This window comes from Tissierella creatinophila DSM 6911, from assembly GCF_001940565.1.
Lineage (GTDB): Bacteria > Bacillota > Clostridia > Tissierellales > Tissierellaceae > Tissierella_A > Tissierella_A creatinophila.
In genome coordinates, this window is record NZ_LTDM01000011.1 from 44,524 (window position 1) to 61,767 (window position 17,244).

A 17,244-nucleotide genomic window follows, 5' to 3' on the forward strand; every position below is an offset into this window, starting at 1 on the left:
TATGTAAATTGAAGCCCTAAAATAATTCCTGCAATTATAGTTATAACAAAAAATGGTTTTATAATATATTTTAATAAGTTTCTGCTATTATAAATAGATATCAACCCCTTTATAAAAGGACGTGTAAAACACGTCCTAAAGTATTTTCTATACTCTTCCAACTGGTGAAAGATAAACTGTGAATTCATTCTCTCCATCTACATCTATTAAATTATCTATTAACTCTTGACTATATGATGCTATAGCACATGTTCCAAGCCCTATCGTTTCACAAGCTAGATATAATGCCTGACAAATATGTCCTGCATCAAGAAGCATTATTTTGTAAGATCTATCAGCGTATCTCCACTCTGTTCTGTAAGGCACACAGCTCCAAACAAAAGTAACAGCGGACTTACCCGCAAACTTTTGTCTATTAGCTCCTATGGTTATCTTTTCATTTAACTCATCATGTTCTTTAATAAATAAGAGTTTATGTTCTAATGGAAGATATCTATATATCCCTTTCTTTAATCCCTCTACATTCAACACTGCTAAATATGTTTCAAATGGATGTCTCCCACCTGCTGAAGGTACTGGTCTAAGTCCTACATAATTGTTGCCTTTTATCTCTTTAACCTTTTGGGTCATAGTTAAAAGATATGATAACTCTTCTAAGCTAATAGCTTCGTCTTTATATACTCTATGGCTCTTTCTATCTAATATGGCTTCCATTATGTCGCTCTTAGTTATAATAGACCTATCTACTTCTGGAAGGCCTATTAATTCTTCATCTTTACCAAAAGGCTTTTCAAGTGGGGGCTGCTGAATTCCTTTATCTTGATCTGTTTCGATTGCTTTATTAAAATAAGATTTCATAAATTGTCTATTCATATTTTTATTTCTCCTTTTATATCTATTAGATATTTAAGTCCTTGACTCCATATATTTCAAGTATATCGTTAAGACCCATTTCTATTTCTTCTCTAGCAAAATTTCCCTTCTTTAATTCTTCATCACTTAAACCATTTAGTCTATTATAAAAATCTAGTGAAAGTCTTAAAAAGTTTAAATCACCACTATCTATAGTTTCAAATAATAGATTTTCGGCTTTATTTATCTTCAGTTCACTAAGTAGTTTAAGTATCTCTTTATGGAGAAGATCTGTCTTTTTATAATTATATTCATCTACTATTTCATATTCTACAGATTTTCTCTTAAATAGTATCCACATTATTATTCTGATAGTATTCTTTATCTGTCTAATTAGCCAATCCTCTTTATACATTACAATCAGTCCTCTTTTAAAATACTAGAATGAAGTTAAAATAATTAAATATATCTCCTAATCCATTTTATATCGCTTCTTAATACCTTTATCTTATTTTTTATTCTTCTATAAATAATCCAAGCTATAATATTAGTTATTATATCAAATATAATTGAAATAATAGTAAAAGTTCTTACAAGAGTATCCAATGATATCACTCTCTTTCTTAAAACATTTGTAGTAAATTTATATAATGTCTTTAGGATACTCTTTTTGTGCCTAAGTCATTCATTATTAGATTATTTTAGTATTTTATGTATCGTATACTTTTACATAAGACGATTTCTTCTTAATTTGTATAAATTTTAATGGATTCTTCTTTAAGACCTTCCATTATAATTATATCACAATATTTTTCATTTAAAATCTTTTAAATGAAAAATAAAACTATTACTACTATTTTTTAGTATATTCAGTACACCTACTATAAATTCACCACATATATGTAGTAAACGAATAAGATTTATTACATAATAAAAGAGCCTAGGCTCTTTTATTCCCATTTAGGCTCTCTAAAGTTTTCAGGACTTCCTATTCGGTTTGCCTCTTCTTCTGATACTATATACCCTGTTATTCCCTTTTCATCATAATTTTTAACAATGTTTATAGCACGTTCTCTTGACATGGGTTCTGAAAACTCTTTATCTGTTATAACTACATACATCTTATCCATATATCTCACTCCATTTTTAAATTTATTCTCTAATAGTATGTGATAAGATGAAAAATAAATACTTTCTTTTAAAATATTTTTAATACAAGTTTATTAAATTGTTTTATTTTCCTTCTCCTTTTTCTAGATAAACTCTTTTAACGAATGCACTTTATTGCCTTTTCTGTCAACAGTACCATTGGAACATACAAGAGAATTAAGTATTGCCTCTTCTGTAGCTTCCACAACTCCTTTAAATATATCATTCATCTTATTTTCATTTATTATATCTATATTAATTCGATCTTGTTCTTCATAATGATTTATTTTATTAGCTGTAGAAAATCCTATAACTACCTCTCCACTACCATTTCCTGTATAGCTGCCTGTTCTAGATATACCAGGATAAGTTCTTTTTATTATTCTTTTTAACTGTCTAGAAGATAGTGGAATATCTGTAGCTACTATAAATATTATAGATCCTTTATCTTCCATTCTTTTCGTCCCCTCAATATCATTAAATATTCTTTTTCCTATATGATCTCCATTTAAAACAAAATCTTCCAATGAGCCAAAGTTACTTAAAACTAACACCCCAACTGTATATGTATTATTTGCTAGCTCAATAATTCTAGAAGATGAACCAATTCCACCTTTTAATCCATAACACATCATACCTGTACCTGCACCTACATTACCTTCTTGAAATTTAATATCTGCATTTTTTATTGCTTCATAAATATGATTTTTCTCTACATGCAGTCCCCTAATATCATTTATCGTTCCATCATTACACTCACAAATTATAGGATTGACAGTACCAGTTGTATCTCCTATGTCATCGTTATTTTCAATCATCCATCTTACCAACGCTTCATGAGCTGTACCTACACTAAGAGTATTTGTCATAATTATAGGTGTTTCAATGGTTCCTAGTTCATCTATTTGGATAAGACCCGTTGACTTTCCAAATCCATTGATAACATGACTTGCGGCTATTAGTTTTTCTTTAAATATATTGCCTACATGTGGAATTATTGCTGTAACTCCAGTCTTTATCTTACCATCATCTAAAGTCGTATGTCCTACTTTTACACCTTCTACATCAGTAATAGAATTATTTTTTCCTGTTGGGATACTTCCTATAATAATTCCATATTGTCTTATCTTTTTATTCAAAATATAATCATCCTTTCCTAAAATATCTTTAAATCATTTGGCTACCACGGGCTTCCTGCATTATCTGACCCTACATTAATAAAAATACTATTATTTATTGATAATATGCTTTGCTATATCATAATCCTTTTTATGAACATAAAAAATATATTCATAATTTAAATCCATATTTTGACCAAATGAACCTGATCTCCCTCTTGTGCCACTTGAGAAAGGTGATGGGGCCATTCTATTGACTGTTTTAATATAATGCTTTATATTATTTGAAAATAACCTTGCCCTTATACTGCTTTGTTCTGCCATTGAAAAAACTATACAAAGTTCTTTTCTATTAAAAATAGTAATAATATTAAATACCCCCTTTCCTTTTATACCAAGATATGCAGATTATTTATATTAGGTTATTATCTAAGATAAATTTAAATTTATCTTTAAAGTTTTCCACCACATTTTGGACAGTATTCAAACTCATCTTCTACTCTAAAATTACAATTCTCACAAACCCTTATTCTATTATAATTTATATTTACAGGTTCTAAATCTCTGTCTGATATTTTTACCTTTTCACCTCTTTTAATAGCCTTTCCTAAATTTTCATCTATTGTGTAAAGACTGCCACAGCACGTGCTTCTAATATAATATTCTTTATTCCATTTGAAAATTGGTATAAAAAACAAACTAAAATATGAGTATGTCATAAAAGCTTCTAGTCTTCCATAAGCTCCACAGGTTTTACATACAGTTGTCTGTGAAAAAATTAAATCTTCTTCTTTATTTGAAATACCAAATATAAAAAACATCTGCTTTCTCCTTATCTATTATTGAAAACTACATTCTCTCTCCACACGATTTACAAAATTTCGCATCTTCTTCATTTAACTCTCCGCACGCCCTACATTTTATTTTAATGACTTGTGTGGATTTTGTTTCTTCGTTCTTCTTTTTATCTTTAACTATATCCATATTGTCTATTGCATCATTTATCATTCCACCTGCCGCAGAACTATAGGGTTTTAGATCATCTCTTGCTTTTTCAGGATCCAATAAAAGACCGGAGCCTGCAGCTCCCTTTGCACCTAAATTCATTAGAAAGCCTCCTACTATCATAAAAATCATTCCTAAGGGGGCTGTCATAAAGGAACTTGGCATACCGGGTTCAAATCCAATATCATCAAATGCACTACCAGTAAATGTAGTAAAAAAGGTTGATATAAAAAGTATAAACCCTATAGCACTTAGACCCATCCCTATATAGTAAATAGTTTTTCTTTCTTTAGAAATTTTGTTTGACATATCTTCCATCTCCTTCATATTATAGTAATTAAGCTTTAATTATCCTAATTATACTATATACATATCTAAGTTTATACTCTCTTTTATTTTAAAATACAAATTAATCAGAAATATCTAAAAAAGTATTGACAAATTTATTTTTATACCATATTATAGTTAATAATAATATTAATAAAGGCACAGATGGAGAAAAATGTATCTCATCTTATTTATAAGAGAGCCAGAAAAGGTGAAAGCTGGTATTAAGAGGATATAATATATTCACTCCTAAGCTGATTTGTTGAAAATTCAAGAGTAGACAGATACGAAAACCCATCGTTATCAGGGATAAGACTATTAGGTCTGATTTAAGTGATGACTCTTTTGTCATAACTAGGGTGGTACCGCGGAGATAATCTTTCGTCCCTATAAATATAAGCTTTAAGCTTGTGTTTATAGGGATGGAAGATTTTTTTATTCTCTAGATACTTAGATCACAAAATTAAGGAGGAATTATAAATGACAAAGAAAAGATTAGGTAGTTTATTAGTAGCTTTAATGTTGGTATCAGTAATAGTTACAGGATGTGCTTCAAAAGAAGATACACCTACAACAAAAACCCCAGAAAATAAAGATGAGTTCGTAATTGGTATTAGTCAGCTTGCAGAACACCCTGCTCTTGATGATGCAAGACGTGGATTTGAAGATGGACTTAAAGAACTTGGAGTAAATGCTAAAATAGATTTTAAAAATGCTCAAGGTGATATACCAACTGCTACTACTATATCACAAAAGTTTGCAAATGATAAAGTAGATCTTATATATGCAATAGCAACTCCTGCAGCACAAGCTGCCAAACAAGCCACAGAAGATATCCCAGTACTTTTTAGTGCAGTTACTGATCCAGTAGAGGCTAAAATAGTTAAAGACTGGGATAATGTTGGAGGGAATGTAACTGGTACATCCGATATGGCTGATACTGAAAAACAGCTTAAGATGTTTAAAGAAATAGATCCTTCTATTAAAAAAATAGGTATTATATACAATACAAGTGAACCAAATTCAGAAGTTCAAATTAAAATAGTTGAAAAACTAGCACCTAGTGAAGGTTTAGAGGTTGTAACTATGGGTGTTAATAATGTAAATGAAATGGCACAAACTTTAGATTCTCTTTTAAAAAAGATTGATGCTCTTTATATCCTAAGTGATAATATGGTAGCTTCTTCTATAGATCTTGTATCCAATAAACTTATAGAAAGAGAAATGATCTCTGTATCTGCAGAAGAAAGTCAAGTTGGTGGTGGAATTTTAATTACAAATGGGCTTAGCTATTATGAACTTGGAAAACAAACTGCAAGAATGGCTAAGGAAATATTAATAGATGGAAAAGAAGTTTCTTCTATGCCAGTTGAAAGAGCTCAAAAAACAAATACGGTAGTAAATGAAAAAACTTTGGAAGCATTAAAACTTGATAAAGACCTAAATCTTTTTAAAGATGCGAATATGGTTGGAAAATAATTGAACTTTAAGTTAGAGTAAAACTTATGCTTATATAAATCAGACTATAGAAACTCTCCGTCAATGTATCTCTATTTATTTAAAAACTTATTAAATGTCCTTGACAAATTTACTTTAAAGGGCTAAAATAGACTTAATAAATAAATACTTTGATGGAGAGAAAAATATCACTGTTATTCAAAGAGAGCTAGCATATTGGTGAAACCTAGTACTAACAAGATATAATATACACTCCTAAGTAGATTCGTTGAAAAATAAAAAGTAGGCGAATACGAAAGCCCATCGTTATAAGGGATAGGACTGTTAGGTCTGATTGAAGAGATGACTTTTTTGTCATAACTAGGGTGGTACCGCGGAAAAACTTTTCGTCCCTATAAATAAGCTAAGCTAAACTTGTTTATAGAGACGAAAAGTTTTTTTATTTCCAAAACACTCTTATTCAATCTTTTCTAATTATCCATAAAGTAAACTTATATTAGATGAACTTTTCTAATATAAGCTATCACTTATCTAGCTCAGCTGGATAAAATTATATTTTAGGGGGATAAGAAAATGATTAAAAAAAGAATTAGTAAAATGTTATTAGGTTTAATGATAGGAGCAACCCTTTTGTCCGGATGTGCAAAAAAAGATGGTAAAGATGGTCAAGTTTCTGGTAATGGAGAAGATAAAACAAGTGACAAGGAGTTTAAAATTGGTATCAGTCAACTTGCAGAACACCCTGCTCTTGATGATGCAAGACGTGGATTTGAAGACGGACTTAAAGAACTTGGAGTAAATGCTAAGATAGATTTTAAAAATGCTCAAGGTGATATACCAACTGCTACTACTATCTCACAAAAGTTTGCAAATGATAAAGTAGATCTTATATATGCAATAGCAACTCCTGCAGTTCAGTCTGCAAAACAGGTTACATCAGAGATTCCAATACTTTTTAGTGCAGTTACAGATCCAGTGGCTGCGGGGATTTTAGATTCTTTTGAAAAACCTGGTGGAAATATAACTGGTACTTCAGATGAAAGTCCAATTGATAAGCAGCTTAAGATATTTAATGATCTTGACCCTTCTATTAAAAAGGTAGGAATTATATTTAATACAAGTGAACCAAATTCAGAAATTCAAATAGAAATAGCAAAAAAATTAGCTCCCAAGTTTGGTCTTGAGATAGTTTCTATGGGTATTTCCAATATTAATGAAATCCCTCAAACCATGGATTCAATGGTTAAAAAAGTAGATGCAATCTACACTATAACTGATAATATGGTAGCTTCTGCAATAAACATTATCTCAGAGAAGGCTATAGCAAATAATATGATCACAGTTGGTGCTGAAGACTCTCATGTTGGTGGAGGAATCCTTATAACTGATGGACTTAGCTACTATGAACTTGGAAAACAAACAGCTAGCATGGCTAAGAGTATTTTGATAGATGGAGATAAACCATCTGATATAGCCGTTGAAAAAGCTCAAAATACATCTAAAGTATTTAATGAAGAAACAATGAAAAAACTTAATCTTGATCAAGGAAATACAGCATTTAAAGATGCAACAAAATTTGAAAAGTAGTAATTGGAGGTAAAAAATAAATGAATTCACTTATAATCACATCTCTAGAGCAAGGTCTTATATTTGGAATCCTTGCCCTAGGAGTATTATTGACTTACAAGATACTGGATATAGCAGACCTTTCAGTAGAAGGAACATTTCCATTTGGAGCATTTATATTTGCAAAATTTATAAGCAGTGGAATGGATCCCATTACAAGTTCTCTATTAGCATTTGTACTTGGAACTCTTGCAGGACTTTTAACTGCTACGCTTTTTATAAAGCTTAAGATAAAACCAATACTTGCAGGGATTTTAACTATGACTATTCTCTATTCAGTAAATTTAAGAACTAACGGGAAAGCTAATATTGGATTATTTGATTTTCCTTCCATCTTTGATAATGTAAACAAACTCTTACTCTTATTTATTATAGTAATAGTTATAAAAGTGCTAATGGATTTATTTTTAAAGACAGAGTCAGGCTATCTTCTAATAGCTACAGGAGACAATGAAGCTTTAGTAAGATCCCTCGGTCAAAATAGTAATAAATATAAAATAATAGGTCTTATGCTTGCAAATGGATTAGTAGCTCTATCTGGTGCTCTTATGGCACAATATCAAGGTTTTGCAGATATGACTATGGGAAGCGGTATAATAGTTATAGCACTTGCCTCCATAATCATAGGAGATACTGTAAAGAAAAGCTCTAATAAAATTAAAAATACTACAAGAGCAATATTTGGTGCTATGGTTTATAAGATTATAGGTGGAATCGCAATAGATTTAGGACTAAACAATCATGATTTAAAAGCAGTAAACGCGCTTATAGTAATATCTTTTATTTTTTACAATAATAATTCATCAAAGATAAAAAGATTCTTTAAAAATCTATTTAAGAAAGAAAGGGGCGAGATGAATGCTTAAAATAAACAATCTATCAAAATCATTTAATAAAGAAACTGATCATGAAATACAGCTGTTTAAAAATTTTAATTTAGAGATACAAAAAAATAAATGTACTGCTATAATCGGTTCAAATGGATGTGGAAAAAGTACTCTGTTAAATATGATTGCTGGAAGTATAATTTTAGATGATGGGGAAATCATGCTAGAGGATAAAAATATAGGCCGATTAACAGAAGAAAAAAGATCTGTTCATATAGGTAGAGTTTATCAAAACCCTTCTATGGGTGTCTCCCCTTCTCTTACAATACTTGAAAATATGAGTTTAGCAGATAAAAAAAGTGAACGTTTTACACTTAAAAGACTTGTGAAAAAAAATAGGATACCTGAATATATAAAACTTTTAAAAGAACTCGACTTAGGGCTTGAAAACCAGTTAAATACTCAAGTCAAATATCTTTCTGGTGGTCAAAGACAGTCCCTCTCTCTTGTAATGGCAACTATGAAACTTCCTGATTTACTTCTTTTAGACGAACACACTGCAGCTCTTGACCCTAAGACATCTTTCGTAGTAATGGAAAAGACAAAAGAAGTAATTGAGAGACATAATATTACAACTATAATGATATCTCACAATATGAAAGATGCTATAGATTATTCAGATAGAATTGTCATGCTAGATAAGGGAAAAGTTATACTTGATAAAGATAGTAAAGATATAACTGAAGCTGAACTTATGGAAATATATAGAATGAGAATCTCTAGAGACATAGCATCTTAAACTATAAAAAATGTTATGGAACAATTTGTTCCATAACATTTTTTATCTATACAGTCCATTGTCCATGAATTACTCCTACTAAATACCATTTGCCTTCCTGCTTTTCAAATACAAGTTTTAAACTTTCCCAGTCAATCCCCTCATATTGTTCTTCAAAGCCTTTAAAATATAATTCAGCAAATTTACTATCTGGATATGCTTCTTTTACATTATCTAAACTATTTCCACTTGAAACAATATAGTTATTTCCTATAATTTGAGGATTTAAAAAATCTTTATCATATACAAACTCTTTATAATAATCCTTAAAGCTAAGTTCTATAGGATTACCTTTCCCATCATAACTTCCCCAAATATAAGTTTTAGAATCATTAAATACATCTACAATCTCATCTCTTTTTAAGACTATATTTTTTTCTAAATCTACATATGGATACGGAGTAAATCTAACACCTTTTTCAGGATGGATATAGTCTTTTAACTCTTCCATATCTTCTTTTTGCAATGATTCTAATACTTTTACTAAAGTAGTGAGTAGATGATCATCTCCCTCTATTTCTTCATCTTCTTCTAATTCTTTTATTTTCTGCTCAAGTTCTGATATTTTATTGTCCTTTTCTCTTAGCTCTTTCTCTAGCTCTTTATTACTATTATCATTATCACTTGGAGCATTTTTAGGAGTACAAGCTGATATAAAAAGAGTAATAGTTAAAACTAACAATACTATTAAAATTCCTTTATTTTTCACGAATAACACCTCTCTTGTATAGATTTATACCCTTATTTTAAAACTTTATACCTCTAGAGTTTATTTCTATTCTTTTTTATTCTTTAGTTATAAGACCTTTTTTATGAGCATCTTCTATCATGAATTTTGCAAAATCCCAAAGCTTGTCTGAAGAATACTTTACTGGTTCTATTCTCTTATATATATCTTTTTTAGATATATTAAACTTTTTCCAAGTACCCCCTTCATTATTATAATTGTTTAGCATCGGCTGAAGTCTATCCATAGATGCTGCAAATATTGCTTCATCTGTATCCATATCTTCAAATTCAGTCCAAAGAGTTTTTATTTCTACTCCTTTACCATTGCTTAAGCTCTTAGATATAGATTCTATTGCCTCTTCTTCTCTTTCTCTTTTACCCTTGTTTGCTTCTTTATCAAAACAAAATGTATCTCCTGCATGAAGTTCTACTAAATCATGAATTAAAAGCATCTTTATAGTTTTAAAGACGTCTATCTTTTTATTGCTGTATTCTGAAAGAATCATAGCCATAATAGATATATGCCAAGAATGCTGGGCATCATCTTCTCTTCTTTCTTCTCCTATAATGCTTGTTTGTCTTAATATAGTTTTCATCCTATCTAATTCTACTACAAATTCTATATCTTTTAATAAATTTTCATCAACCAAAAAATCATTCCTTTCATCAATAATACTAATTTCATTATATATGTATTTAGATAATTTTTAAAGAATATAATTCTCTAGACTTATCTTAAAAAACAATCCAATAATCCATTAAAATAATCCAACCCTTCCTCTATATGGATTATATACGCTTTAATAGATGTATAAAAATTTAGATCTAGAGAAAAAATACTAATATATTAGTTAGAAAGGAAGAGTTTAATGAAAAAACTTTTTTGCCTTATTTTAGTTTTTAGTTTATTAACTATTAACATTTCCTATGCATCTTCTATTTATTATAAAGATGTAAAAAATAGTGAACTCCAAATTTTATTAAATAAAATAGATAAAAATTATGACAATCCTGATGTATCATCTGAAGTTACAAATCTTCCTTGGAGAAATGATAGTAAGTTTTTATATTCCAAAGAAAAATATAATACTCCTATATTAATGGCAGCTTATGTGGCAGTTTTAAAGAATCCATTACCTGGGGAAGAAGCAAATGTAAAACATGCAGCATCTATGGTAAAAGAAAAAGTAATAAAACCAGGAGATGTATTTTCTCAAAATAAAACTATAGGACCTTATACTAAAGAAAGAGGTTTTAAAGAAGGATCTTCTTACAGTGCAGGAAAAATTGTAATGTCAGAAGGAGGAGGAGTTTGTAAAATAGCTACTACTCTATATAATCTAGCTGTACTTTCAAATTTAGAAATAGTAGAAAGATATAATCATTCAATGCCTATAAACTATGTTCCCTATGGTCAAGATGCAACAGTTTTTTACGGAAGTAAAGACTTTAGATTTAAAAATACTACGGATGGAAATATTTTAATTTGGTCAGAGCTTATAGGAAATAAACTATATATGGGTTTTTATGGAACTAAAAATCCTCCAAAAGTTACTTGGGATCATATAATAACAGAAAGAAGAGAACCAGGTAAAAAGTATATTAAAAATGAATCTTTAAAAAAAGGTGAAATGATTGAAAAAATTAAAGGCTTAGAGGGTGCCACTGTAAAGAGTACTATCACTATAGAATATTTAAACGGCGATATATCAGTAAAGAATATGGGTATAAGTAGATATAATGCACTTCCATTTATCATAGAAACAAACTAAGTATAAAAAAATCTATGCATTATGTTTTTATTAATGGGTATAGATACTAATAGCACTAATAGAGGAGGTATTTAAATGGATGATAAAAAAGTAAAAAAAGAAAATGTAAAAGATGATAAGCTCGATATGAATTGTATACCTGATGAAGGAAAATACAAAGAAGGACCTTTTGACCCAAAAGATATACCTCTAGATGGAACATATAAAGAGCATATGAGTCCTAAAAGAGAAGATACTGCAACAGATGTATACTATAAAACAGAATGTAAATTATCAGATTCTAAAGTAGCAATTCCAACAAAAGATTCAGTTGTAGAAGCTAAAGATTGGGTAGATGATGAAAATAGAAAATAGTCCTTTAAAGGACTATTTTTTTAATCTATAGGATAAGTTTTATAAAATTCTATTCTATCTTCTAAACTTGGATGTGTAAGATAAAATATTTCATATAATTTTGATGTTCTTTTAACTCCTAAATTATTCTTAGAAAGTTTTTCCATAGCCGAAACTGCCGACTCTCTATCTCCGGTAAGGGTTATCTCTACGATATCTGCTTCAACTTCCATCTTTCTAGATATATAATTGGATAGAGGATCTCCAAAAAATAAAAATACATTTAATAAAAGTATTAGTAGTGGCAGTGATGCATAATTAGATAAAGTCTTAAATCCAAAACTACCATAGGAATAATAAAGCATCCATTCACTACCTATATAAACTAAGAAAAATAGTATAAACGTACCCAATATAGAAAGAAGAATATTTTTCCAAATGTGTCCATTTATATAGTGGCCTATTTCATGAGAAGTGACACTTAAGATTTCTTTTTCATTTAATTTTTCTATGGTGGTATCCCAAAGAACTATTCTTTTAGAACTAGATATTCCTGTCATATAAGCATTCATTGTCTTTGTATCCTTACTTTTATCTACTTTATATATCTTTGCATCTTTTATACCAGCTCTATCTAAAAGCGTAGTAATCTCTTTACCCAAGTCTTCATCTGCTATAGAAGTATATTTATTAAATATAGGATCTATAACTAAAGGAGATATAAATACCATAAAGATAATAACAGGTATCACGAGCAAACTTAATTTTATCCACCAAGTTCTAGATCCCCTAGATATAATACCATATGGAACCCATAAAAATAGAGCTGTTAAAAGATCACTTGTTAAAAATGACTTTATGTTTAATTCTAACCATCTCCATATACTTTGATTTGATAATCCATATTTATGATTTAGATAATATGATGAATAAAAATTTAATGGTAAGTTTATTAAAAAAACTATAAAGAAAAATATTAATCCATATAATATACCAGAAACTATAGAGCCTCTTCCTTTAGATACAAAGCTACTTATCTTTTGAGAGAACTTAGTAGTTAAAAATAGTAATGGAATTAAAAAATTTAACAATAGCCTAACTCCCCATACCTTTAGGCTCTCTTTTCTAAGTTCCAGGGCTGATTCATTTACTCCCTCTTCTTCTCTTAGGTTTTCTATATTTCTATATTCACTAAAAATCATCAGGGATATAAAAATTAATAGTAAAACAAAAAATATAATTATCGTCTTTTTGAGTCTAATATCCATATATTAATCCTCCTATTTAAATCTAACTTTATTATATCCCTATTATTTTCTTTTAATAATTATGCCTTTACTTTTAAACTCTCTACTGACTTTTTTATTCTATCCAAACCATCTTCCACTATACTTCTAGCACATCCCACATTTAATCTAAAGTATCCTTCTCCACCTTCTCCATATGGTCTACCATCATTTAATATTATTTTACCTACATTTAGTAGAGCTTCGTTTACCTCATCAGCTGTCTTATTTAAACCTCTAAAATCAAGCCATAATAAATAAGTAGCTTCAGGCTTTACTACTTTTATCTCTGGAATATTTTTCTTTATATATTCTATCACAAAATCTATATTGTCTTCTATATATAAAAGTGCTTCATTTAACCACTCTTCACCCTTACTATAAGCTGCTTCGAGTCCTACGCTTCCAAAAATTGATACATGCCCTATCTCCATTTGCTCTAGAGATTTTGTAAATCTTTCTCTAAGCTCTTTATTTGGAACTATTGCTATAGAAGTAAATAATCCAGCTATATTAAATGTTTTACTTGGAGAGATAAGCGTTATAGTTCTATTTGAAAGTTCTTCTGAAATAGATGCTATAGGAATATGCTTTGTTCCTCTCAAAGTTAAATCTGCGTGTATTTCATCTGAGATTATTGTTAAATCATTTTTAATGCAAATTTCTCCTAAACGATTTAATTCTTCTTTTGTCCATGCTCTTCCTACAGGGTTATGAGGATTACAAAGCATCATAACTTTTGTTTTATCATCTATCTTCTCTTCTAAATCTTCAAAATCCATTACAAACTTTCCGCTATCAAATTTTATAGGATTTACTTTTAATTCTCTTCCATAATTTTCTACTACTCTAAAAAATGGTGGATAAACTGGAGTTTGAACTACTACATTGTCACCCTTTTCTCCTATCTCTTTTATACCAATATTTAAGCCTACAATTACTCCAGGTGTAAAGATAATCCATTCTTTTTTTATATCCCAATGGTATCTTTTCCTTACCCAGTTTATTATAGAATCATAAACGTTTGTCCCTATATAAGGATAACCAAATACTCCATGTTCTACACGTTTCTTCAATGCATCTATTACATCTGTAGGTGATTGGAAGTCCATATCTGCAATCCACATAGGCAGAAGATCTTCACTTCCATAATTATCTTTTAAATTGTTCCATTTCGTGGAATCTGTATCTTTTCGATTCACTATTTTATCAAAATTATATGACATATATTTTCCTCCTTGTTTTCTATAATCCTATTGTCTAATATTTTTATCCTAGTGTCAACGATAATAAAATATTGAGTCAATTTGATTTTCAAAGCATATTCTATTAAAAAGGAGGTTTTTTTGATGTCCAAAATGATAAACAGAGCGCATGCACGTATGATGGGTAGTAAATACGCTCCTCATCTATGTGGTAATTTATATTTTTATGCTGTAGAAGAAGGAACTGAAGTTTTTGTAGAAGTATGGGGATTACCTTTATATGAGCCTGGAACTGATGAAAAAGATCCAATAGGTCCTCTTGGATTTCATATTCATGAATTAGGTGTTTGTGAAATAAAAGATCCACAAAATCCATTTACCTCTGCTGGAGGTCACTATAACCCAGACAATCAACCTCATGGAAATCATGCAGGGGATTTTCCAGTACTATTTTCAAACAATGGATATTCTAGGATGAGCTTTTTTACAGATAGGTTTAAGGTAAAAGATATAATAGGTAGGTCAGTTATAATCCACCTAAACCCAGATGATTATAGAACTCAGCCCGCAGGAGATTCGGGTAAGAGGATAGGTTGTGGAGTCATAAAAGATATATAAGTTCTAGAAAATAAAATAAACCGATGACTATATCAAATGCAATATGTTCATCGGTTTATTTTATTTATTTTTATTTAATGAAATAACCATTATAATCCCTTATATAATGATAAGTCATCTTTATAGTTCTACTCTTTCTTCTATTAAATATCCTGTTCCCATAAAGAAAGCTATTCCAAATAGGATTTCAGTTATAAAACTTGCTATATTTAAATAAGCAGGATACATTCCATCTACCATTGGACTACCCATACCCATGGAAAACTCCATCATTCCTGTATTCATCATCCCTGGAAAAGTATCTAAAGCAGTTATTTTAAAAGTATTTAAGTCTAAATAGTACGGAAGCGCAAGTCCTATTTTACTTGATATATAACTTGTGATACCACTTATTATTAGGAATATAATAAACCACATCCCACCTATTTTTTTGTTTCTTATGCTAACTTTACTTAATGATATTGAAAAATAGATTAGTATAAGTGTTAGAAGTGCAGATACTATACCAGTAATTCCTGCAGTTACAAAACCTATATTTACTATTTTTATAAACTCTTCAAATATAATCTTTACCTCGCCTTTAAATAATATTAAAGAAAGTACTATATTATATAAAGCGGTAGATATTCCTAAAAATATATTCCACATTAACGCTACTAAAAGTTTACTTCCTAAAATCTGGTTTCCGCTAAGAGGAAGTGTAAAAGTTAAATATCCCCTATCTTCATATAGTTCTTTTTTAAATGAACCTACTATATAGAAAAATGCTGTTATAAAAGCTCCAAATATAATAAATATAGACAACACAAACATAAATCTTAAAAAGTTCATAGATTCATTTATTTGATTGTACTCAAAATTCCTTATTTCCGTGAATATATTATACTGAATTACACTTGATGCTAATAGGATTACTAAAAGTATTCCAAGTATAAATTTATATGTTCCCTTTATTTCATATTTCATAAACTTCTTCATATTTTCCCCTCCTATCCAAAGATTTCTTTATATAAATCATCTATTTGCATTCCTTTTTCTTCTCTCAAAGTTTCTGCATTACCAATTAGTTCTATAGTACCACCCCTTAAAAATGCTACATCATCGAATAAGTTTTCCATGTCACGCACTAGGTGAGTTGTTATAATCATAGTACTTTCTTCATTATAATTTTTAACTATTGCATCTAAGATTTGATCTCTTGCTACAGGATCTACTCCTGCTATTGGCTCATCTAATATATAAACTTTAGCATTTCTAGATAAGACCAAACTCAAATTTAATTTTTCATGCATTCCTTTTGACAGCTCTTTTATCTTCATACCTTTGTTTAATCCCATAAATTCTAATAAATTAATCGCTTTATCTTCATCAAAGTCTTCATAAAAATCCTTAAAAAATCCTATTGCATCTTCTATATTCATCCATTCATATAAAAAATTTCTATCTGGTAAATATGATACTATCGATTTTGTATAAGTACCCGGTGTTTTGCCATCTATAAGAACTTCTCCTTTATTTGGTCTTAAAAGCCCTGTAAGTATCTTTATAAGAGTTGTCTTACCACTACCATTTGGGCCAAGGATACCTATTACTCCACCTTTTTTAATATTTAAACTTAAACTATCTAGCGCTCTTTTATTTCTATAAGTCTTTGTTATTCCTTTGATTTTTATTATATCTTCCATACTCTACTCCTCCTTTACTTTATAAGTCTATTAACTTTTTTATTTCTTCTTTAGAAAAATTAAGTGATTGCATATCTATTAAAAAATTATCAACGAGTGATTTAGCCATATCCTTTTTAAGTGATTCTATCTTTTCTATATCCTCTGTTGCAAATGTACCCATTCCTCTTTGAGTAAAAACAAGACCTTCTCTTTCAAGTTCTGTATATGCTCTTTGGATAGTATTTGGATTTACTGTTAAAGTGGTTGAAAGTTCCCTTACTGAAGGAAGTTTGTCTCCTTCTTTTATCTTCCTAATGACCATTTCTTTTTTAATATAATTCATTATTTGTATATATATGGGCAAATTGTCCTTAAAGTTCATCTTTTCACCTCCAATTATCGTATCTGTGTATTAATTATATAGTACACTAGCA

At 29.4% G+C, this 17,244-nt stretch carries 21 protein-coding genes and 2 other annotated features; of the genes, 7 read left to right on the forward strand and 14 right to left on the reverse strand.

The window, feature by feature from the left end; genetic code table 11:
- Nucleotides 1–147: 147 nt before the first annotated feature.
- The 7 genes from TICRE_RS03885 to TICRE_RS03915 all read right to left on the reverse strand — a co-directional run bounded on the left by TICRE_RS03885 (nt 148) and on the right by TICRE_RS03915 (nt 4,433).
- The gene (locus TICRE_RS03885; protein WP_075725339.1) at nt 148–873 is read right to left on the reverse strand and encodes a SagB/ThcOx family dehydrogenase; all 726 of its coding nucleotides are present in this window, start codon (nt 871–873) and stop codon (nt 148–150) included.
- 25 nt (nt 874–898) lie between these two features.
- On the reverse strand, nt 899–1,267 hold the full coding sequence (locus TICRE_RS03890) for a DUF6483 family protein (RefSeq protein ID WP_075725341.1): 369 nt from the start codon (nt 1,265–1,267) through the stop codon (nt 899–901).
- A 535-nt stretch (nt 1,268–1,802) separates the two neighbouring features.
- Entirely contained in the window at nt 1,803–1,982 is a 180-nt protein-coding gene (locus TICRE_RS03895) for a hypothetical protein (protein WP_075725343.1), read from the reverse strand.
- A 123-nt stretch (nt 1,983–2,105) separates the two neighbouring features.
- Entirely contained in the window at nt 2,106–3,140 is a 1,035-nt protein-coding gene (locus tag TICRE_RS03900; RefSeq protein ID WP_233120143.1) for a DmpA family aminopeptidase, read from the reverse strand.
- 90 nt (nt 3,141–3,230) lie between these two features.
- Nucleotides 3,231–3,443 (reverse strand): hypothetical protein, encoded by a 213-nt coding sequence (locus TICRE_RS03905; protein WP_198927475.1) that lies wholly within the window; start codon nt 3,441–3,443, stop codon nt 3,231–3,233.
- A gap of 128 nt (nt 3,444–3,571) precedes the next feature.
- Nucleotides 3,572–3,940 (reverse strand): zinc ribbon domain-containing protein, encoded by a 369-nt coding sequence (locus tag TICRE_RS03910; RefSeq protein ID WP_075725350.1) that lies wholly within the window; start codon nt 3,938–3,940, stop codon nt 3,572–3,574.
- A gap of 28 nt (nt 3,941–3,968) precedes the next feature.
- Nucleotides 3,969–4,433, reverse strand: coding sequence for a zinc ribbon domain-containing protein (locus tag TICRE_RS03915; protein WP_075725352.1), 465 nt, complete (start codon nt 4,431–4,433; stop codon nt 3,969–3,971).
- Between the two features lie 171 nt (nt 4,434–4,604).
- Nucleotides 4,605–4,843 (forward strand) — a binding site (T-box leader).
- Between the two features lie 88 nt (nt 4,844–4,931).
- Here TICRE_RS03915 and TICRE_RS03920 point away from each other — a divergent pair.
- The 4 genes from TICRE_RS03920 to TICRE_RS03935 all read left to right on the forward strand — a co-directional run bounded on the left by TICRE_RS03920 (nt 4,932) and on the right by TICRE_RS03935 (nt 9,161).
- Nucleotides 4,932–5,930, forward strand: coding sequence for an ABC transporter substrate-binding protein (locus TICRE_RS03920; RefSeq protein WP_075725354.1), 999 nt, complete (start codon nt 4,932–4,934; stop codon nt 5,928–5,930).
- A gap of 140 nt (nt 5,931–6,070) precedes the next feature.
- Nucleotides 6,071–6,306, forward strand: a binding site (T-box leader).
- Between the two features lie 176 nt (nt 6,307–6,482).
- Entirely contained in the window at nt 6,483–7,496 is a 1,014-nt protein-coding gene (locus TICRE_RS03925) for an ABC transporter substrate-binding protein (RefSeq protein WP_075725356.1), read from the forward strand.
- A 20-nt stretch (nt 7,497–7,516) separates the two neighbouring features.
- Nucleotides 7,517–8,401, forward strand: coding sequence for an ABC transporter permease (locus TICRE_RS03930; protein WP_075725358.1), 885 nt, complete (start codon nt 7,517–7,519; stop codon nt 8,399–8,401).
- Nucleotides 8,394–9,161 (forward strand): ABC transporter ATP-binding protein, encoded by a 768-nt coding sequence (locus TICRE_RS03935; RefSeq protein WP_075725360.1) that lies wholly within the window; start codon nt 8,394–8,396, stop codon nt 9,159–9,161. The genes TICRE_RS03930 and TICRE_RS03935 overlap by 8 nt, the downstream gene beginning before the upstream one ends.
- A 46-nt stretch (nt 9,162–9,207) precedes the next feature.
- Here the strand turns inward: TICRE_RS03935 and TICRE_RS03940 are convergent, their stop codons facing one another.
- Nucleotides 9,208–9,909, reverse strand: a complete 702-nt coding sequence (locus TICRE_RS03940; RefSeq protein WP_084191811.1) for a hypothetical protein — start codon at nt 9,907–9,909, stop codon at nt 9,208–9,210.
- 76 nt (nt 9,910–9,985) lie between these two features.
- The gene (locus TICRE_RS03945; RefSeq protein ID WP_075725362.1) at nt 9,986–10,579 is read right to left on the reverse strand and encodes an HD domain-containing protein; all 594 of its coding nucleotides are present in this window, start codon (nt 10,577–10,579) and stop codon (nt 9,986–9,988) included.
- A 219-nt stretch (nt 10,580–10,798) separates the two neighbouring features.
- On the opposite strand from TICRE_RS03945, the gene TICRE_RS03950 reads away from it, so the two are divergent.
- Nucleotides 10,799–11,701 (forward strand): VanW family protein, encoded by a 903-nt coding sequence (locus tag TICRE_RS03950; protein WP_075725364.1) that lies wholly within the window; start codon nt 10,799–10,801, stop codon nt 11,699–11,701.
- A gap of 75 nt (nt 11,702–11,776) precedes the next feature.
- Nucleotides 11,777–12,055 carry a CDIF630_02480 family spore surface protein gene (locus TICRE_RS13385; RefSeq protein ID WP_075725366.1) on the forward strand — a complete coding sequence of 93 codons (279 nt, stop codon included), beginning with the start codon at nt 11,777–11,779 and terminating at the stop codon, nt 12,053–12,055.
- Nucleotides 12,056–12,075: 20 nt separating this feature from the next.
- Here TICRE_RS13385 and TICRE_RS03960 read toward each other — a convergent pair whose 3' ends face one another.
- Together TICRE_RS03960 and TICRE_RS03965 are read right to left on the reverse strand one after the other, a co-directional pair.
- Complete coding sequence (locus TICRE_RS03960; protein ID WP_075725368.1) at nt 12,076–13,302, reverse strand: M48 family metallopeptidase; 1,227 nt, start codon at nt 13,300–13,302, stop codon at nt 12,076–12,078.
- Nucleotides 13,303–13,361: 59 nt separating this feature from the next.
- Nucleotides 13,362–14,546 carry a MalY/PatB family protein gene (locus tag TICRE_RS03965; RefSeq protein ID WP_075725371.1) on the reverse strand — a complete coding sequence of 395 codons (1,185 nt, stop codon included), beginning with the start codon at nt 14,544–14,546 and terminating at the stop codon, nt 13,362–13,364.
- Nucleotides 14,547–14,669: 123 nt separating this feature from the next.
- Here TICRE_RS03965 and TICRE_RS03970 point away from each other — a divergent pair, with 123 nt between their 5' ends.
- Nucleotides 14,670–15,143 (forward strand): superoxide dismutase family protein, encoded by a 474-nt coding sequence (locus TICRE_RS03970; RefSeq protein WP_075725373.1) that lies wholly within the window; start codon nt 14,670–14,672, stop codon nt 15,141–15,143.
- Nucleotides 15,144–15,263: 120 nt separating this feature from the next.
- Here TICRE_RS03970 and TICRE_RS03975 read toward each other — a convergent pair whose 3' ends face one another.
- The 3 genes from TICRE_RS03975 to TICRE_RS03985 are packed head-to-tail and all read right to left on the reverse strand — an operon-like array spanning nt 15,264 to nt 17,192.
- Complete coding sequence (locus tag TICRE_RS03975) at nt 15,264–16,121, reverse strand: hypothetical protein (protein ID WP_075725381.1); 858 nt, start codon at nt 16,119–16,121, stop codon at nt 15,264–15,266.
- Between the two features lie 11 nt (nt 16,122–16,132).
- Nucleotides 16,133–16,828, reverse strand: a complete 696-nt coding sequence (locus TICRE_RS03980) for an ABC transporter ATP-binding protein (RefSeq protein WP_075725383.1) — start codon at nt 16,826–16,828, stop codon at nt 16,133–16,135.
- 19 nt (nt 16,829–16,847) lie between these two features.
- A complete protein-coding gene (locus TICRE_RS03985) occupies nt 16,848–17,192 on the reverse strand; it encodes a GntR family transcriptional regulator (RefSeq protein WP_075725384.1) in 345 nt (114 codons plus the stop codon).
- Nucleotides 17,193–17,244 lie beyond the last annotated feature (52 nt).

Excerpts from the sequence above, each read along its gene's own strand:
- TICRE_RS03885 (WP_075725339.1), bottom strand. The coding sequence starts at position 873 with ATGAATAGACAATTTATGAAATCTTATTTTAATAAAGCAATCGAAACA.
- TICRE_RS03890 (WP_075725341.1), bottom strand. The coding sequence starts at position 1,267 with ATGTATAAAGAGGATTGGCTAATTAGACAGATAAAGAATACTATCAGA.
- TICRE_RS03895 (WP_075725343.1), bottom strand. The coding sequence starts at position 1,982 with ATGGATAAGATGTATGTAGTTATAACAGATAAAGAGTTTTCAGAACCC.
- TICRE_RS03905 (WP_198927475.1), bottom strand. The coding sequence starts at position 3,443 with ATGGCAGAACAAAGCAGTATAAGGGCAAGGTTATTTTCAAATAATATA.
- TICRE_RS03910 (WP_075725350.1), bottom strand. The coding sequence starts at position 3,940 with ATGTTTTTTATATTTGGTATTTCAAATAAAGAAGAAGATTTAATTTTT.
- TICRE_RS03915 (WP_075725352.1), bottom strand. The coding sequence starts at position 4,433 with ATGTCAAACAAAATTTCTAAAGAAAGAAAAACTATTTACTATATAGGG.
- TICRE_RS03920 (WP_075725354.1), top strand. The coding sequence starts at position 4,932 with ATGACAAAGAAAAGATTAGGTAGTTTATTAGTAGCTTTAATGTTGGTA.
- TICRE_RS03925 (WP_075725356.1), top strand. The coding sequence starts at position 6,483 with ATGATTAAAAAAAGAATTAGTAAAATGTTATTAGGTTTAATGATAGGA.
- TICRE_RS03930 (WP_075725358.1), top strand. The coding sequence starts at position 7,517 with ATGAATTCACTTATAATCACATCTCTAGAGCAAGGTCTTATATTTGGA.
- TICRE_RS03935 (WP_075725360.1), top strand. The coding sequence starts at position 8,394 with ATGCTTAAAATAAACAATCTATCAAAATCATTTAATAAAGAAACTGAT.
- TICRE_RS03950 (WP_075725364.1), top strand. The coding sequence starts at position 10,799 with ATGAAAAAACTTTTTTGCCTTATTTTAGTTTTTAGTTTATTAACTATT.
- TICRE_RS13385 (WP_075725366.1), top strand. The coding sequence starts at position 11,777 with ATGGATGATAAAAAAGTAAAAAAAGAAAATGTAAAAGATGATAAGCTC.
- TICRE_RS03960 (WP_075725368.1), bottom strand. The coding sequence starts at position 13,302 with ATGGATATTAGACTCAAAAAGACGATAATTATATTTTTTGTTTTACTA.
- TICRE_RS03965 (WP_075725371.1), bottom strand. The coding sequence starts at position 14,546 with ATGTCATATAATTTTGATAAAATAGTGAATCGAAAAGATACAGATTCC.
- TICRE_RS03970 (WP_075725373.1), top strand. The coding sequence starts at position 14,670 with ATGTCCAAAATGATAAACAGAGCGCATGCACGTATGATGGGTAGTAAA.
- TICRE_RS03975 (WP_075725381.1), bottom strand. The coding sequence starts at position 16,121 with ATGAAGAAGTTTATGAAATATGAAATAAAGGGAACATATAAATTTATA.
- TICRE_RS03980 (WP_075725383.1), bottom strand. The coding sequence starts at position 16,828 with ATGGAAGATATAATAAAAATCAAAGGAATAACAAAGACTTATAGAAAT.
- TICRE_RS03985 (WP_075725384.1), bottom strand. The coding sequence starts at position 17,192 with ATGAACTTTAAGGACAATTTGCCCATATATATACAAATAATGAATTAT.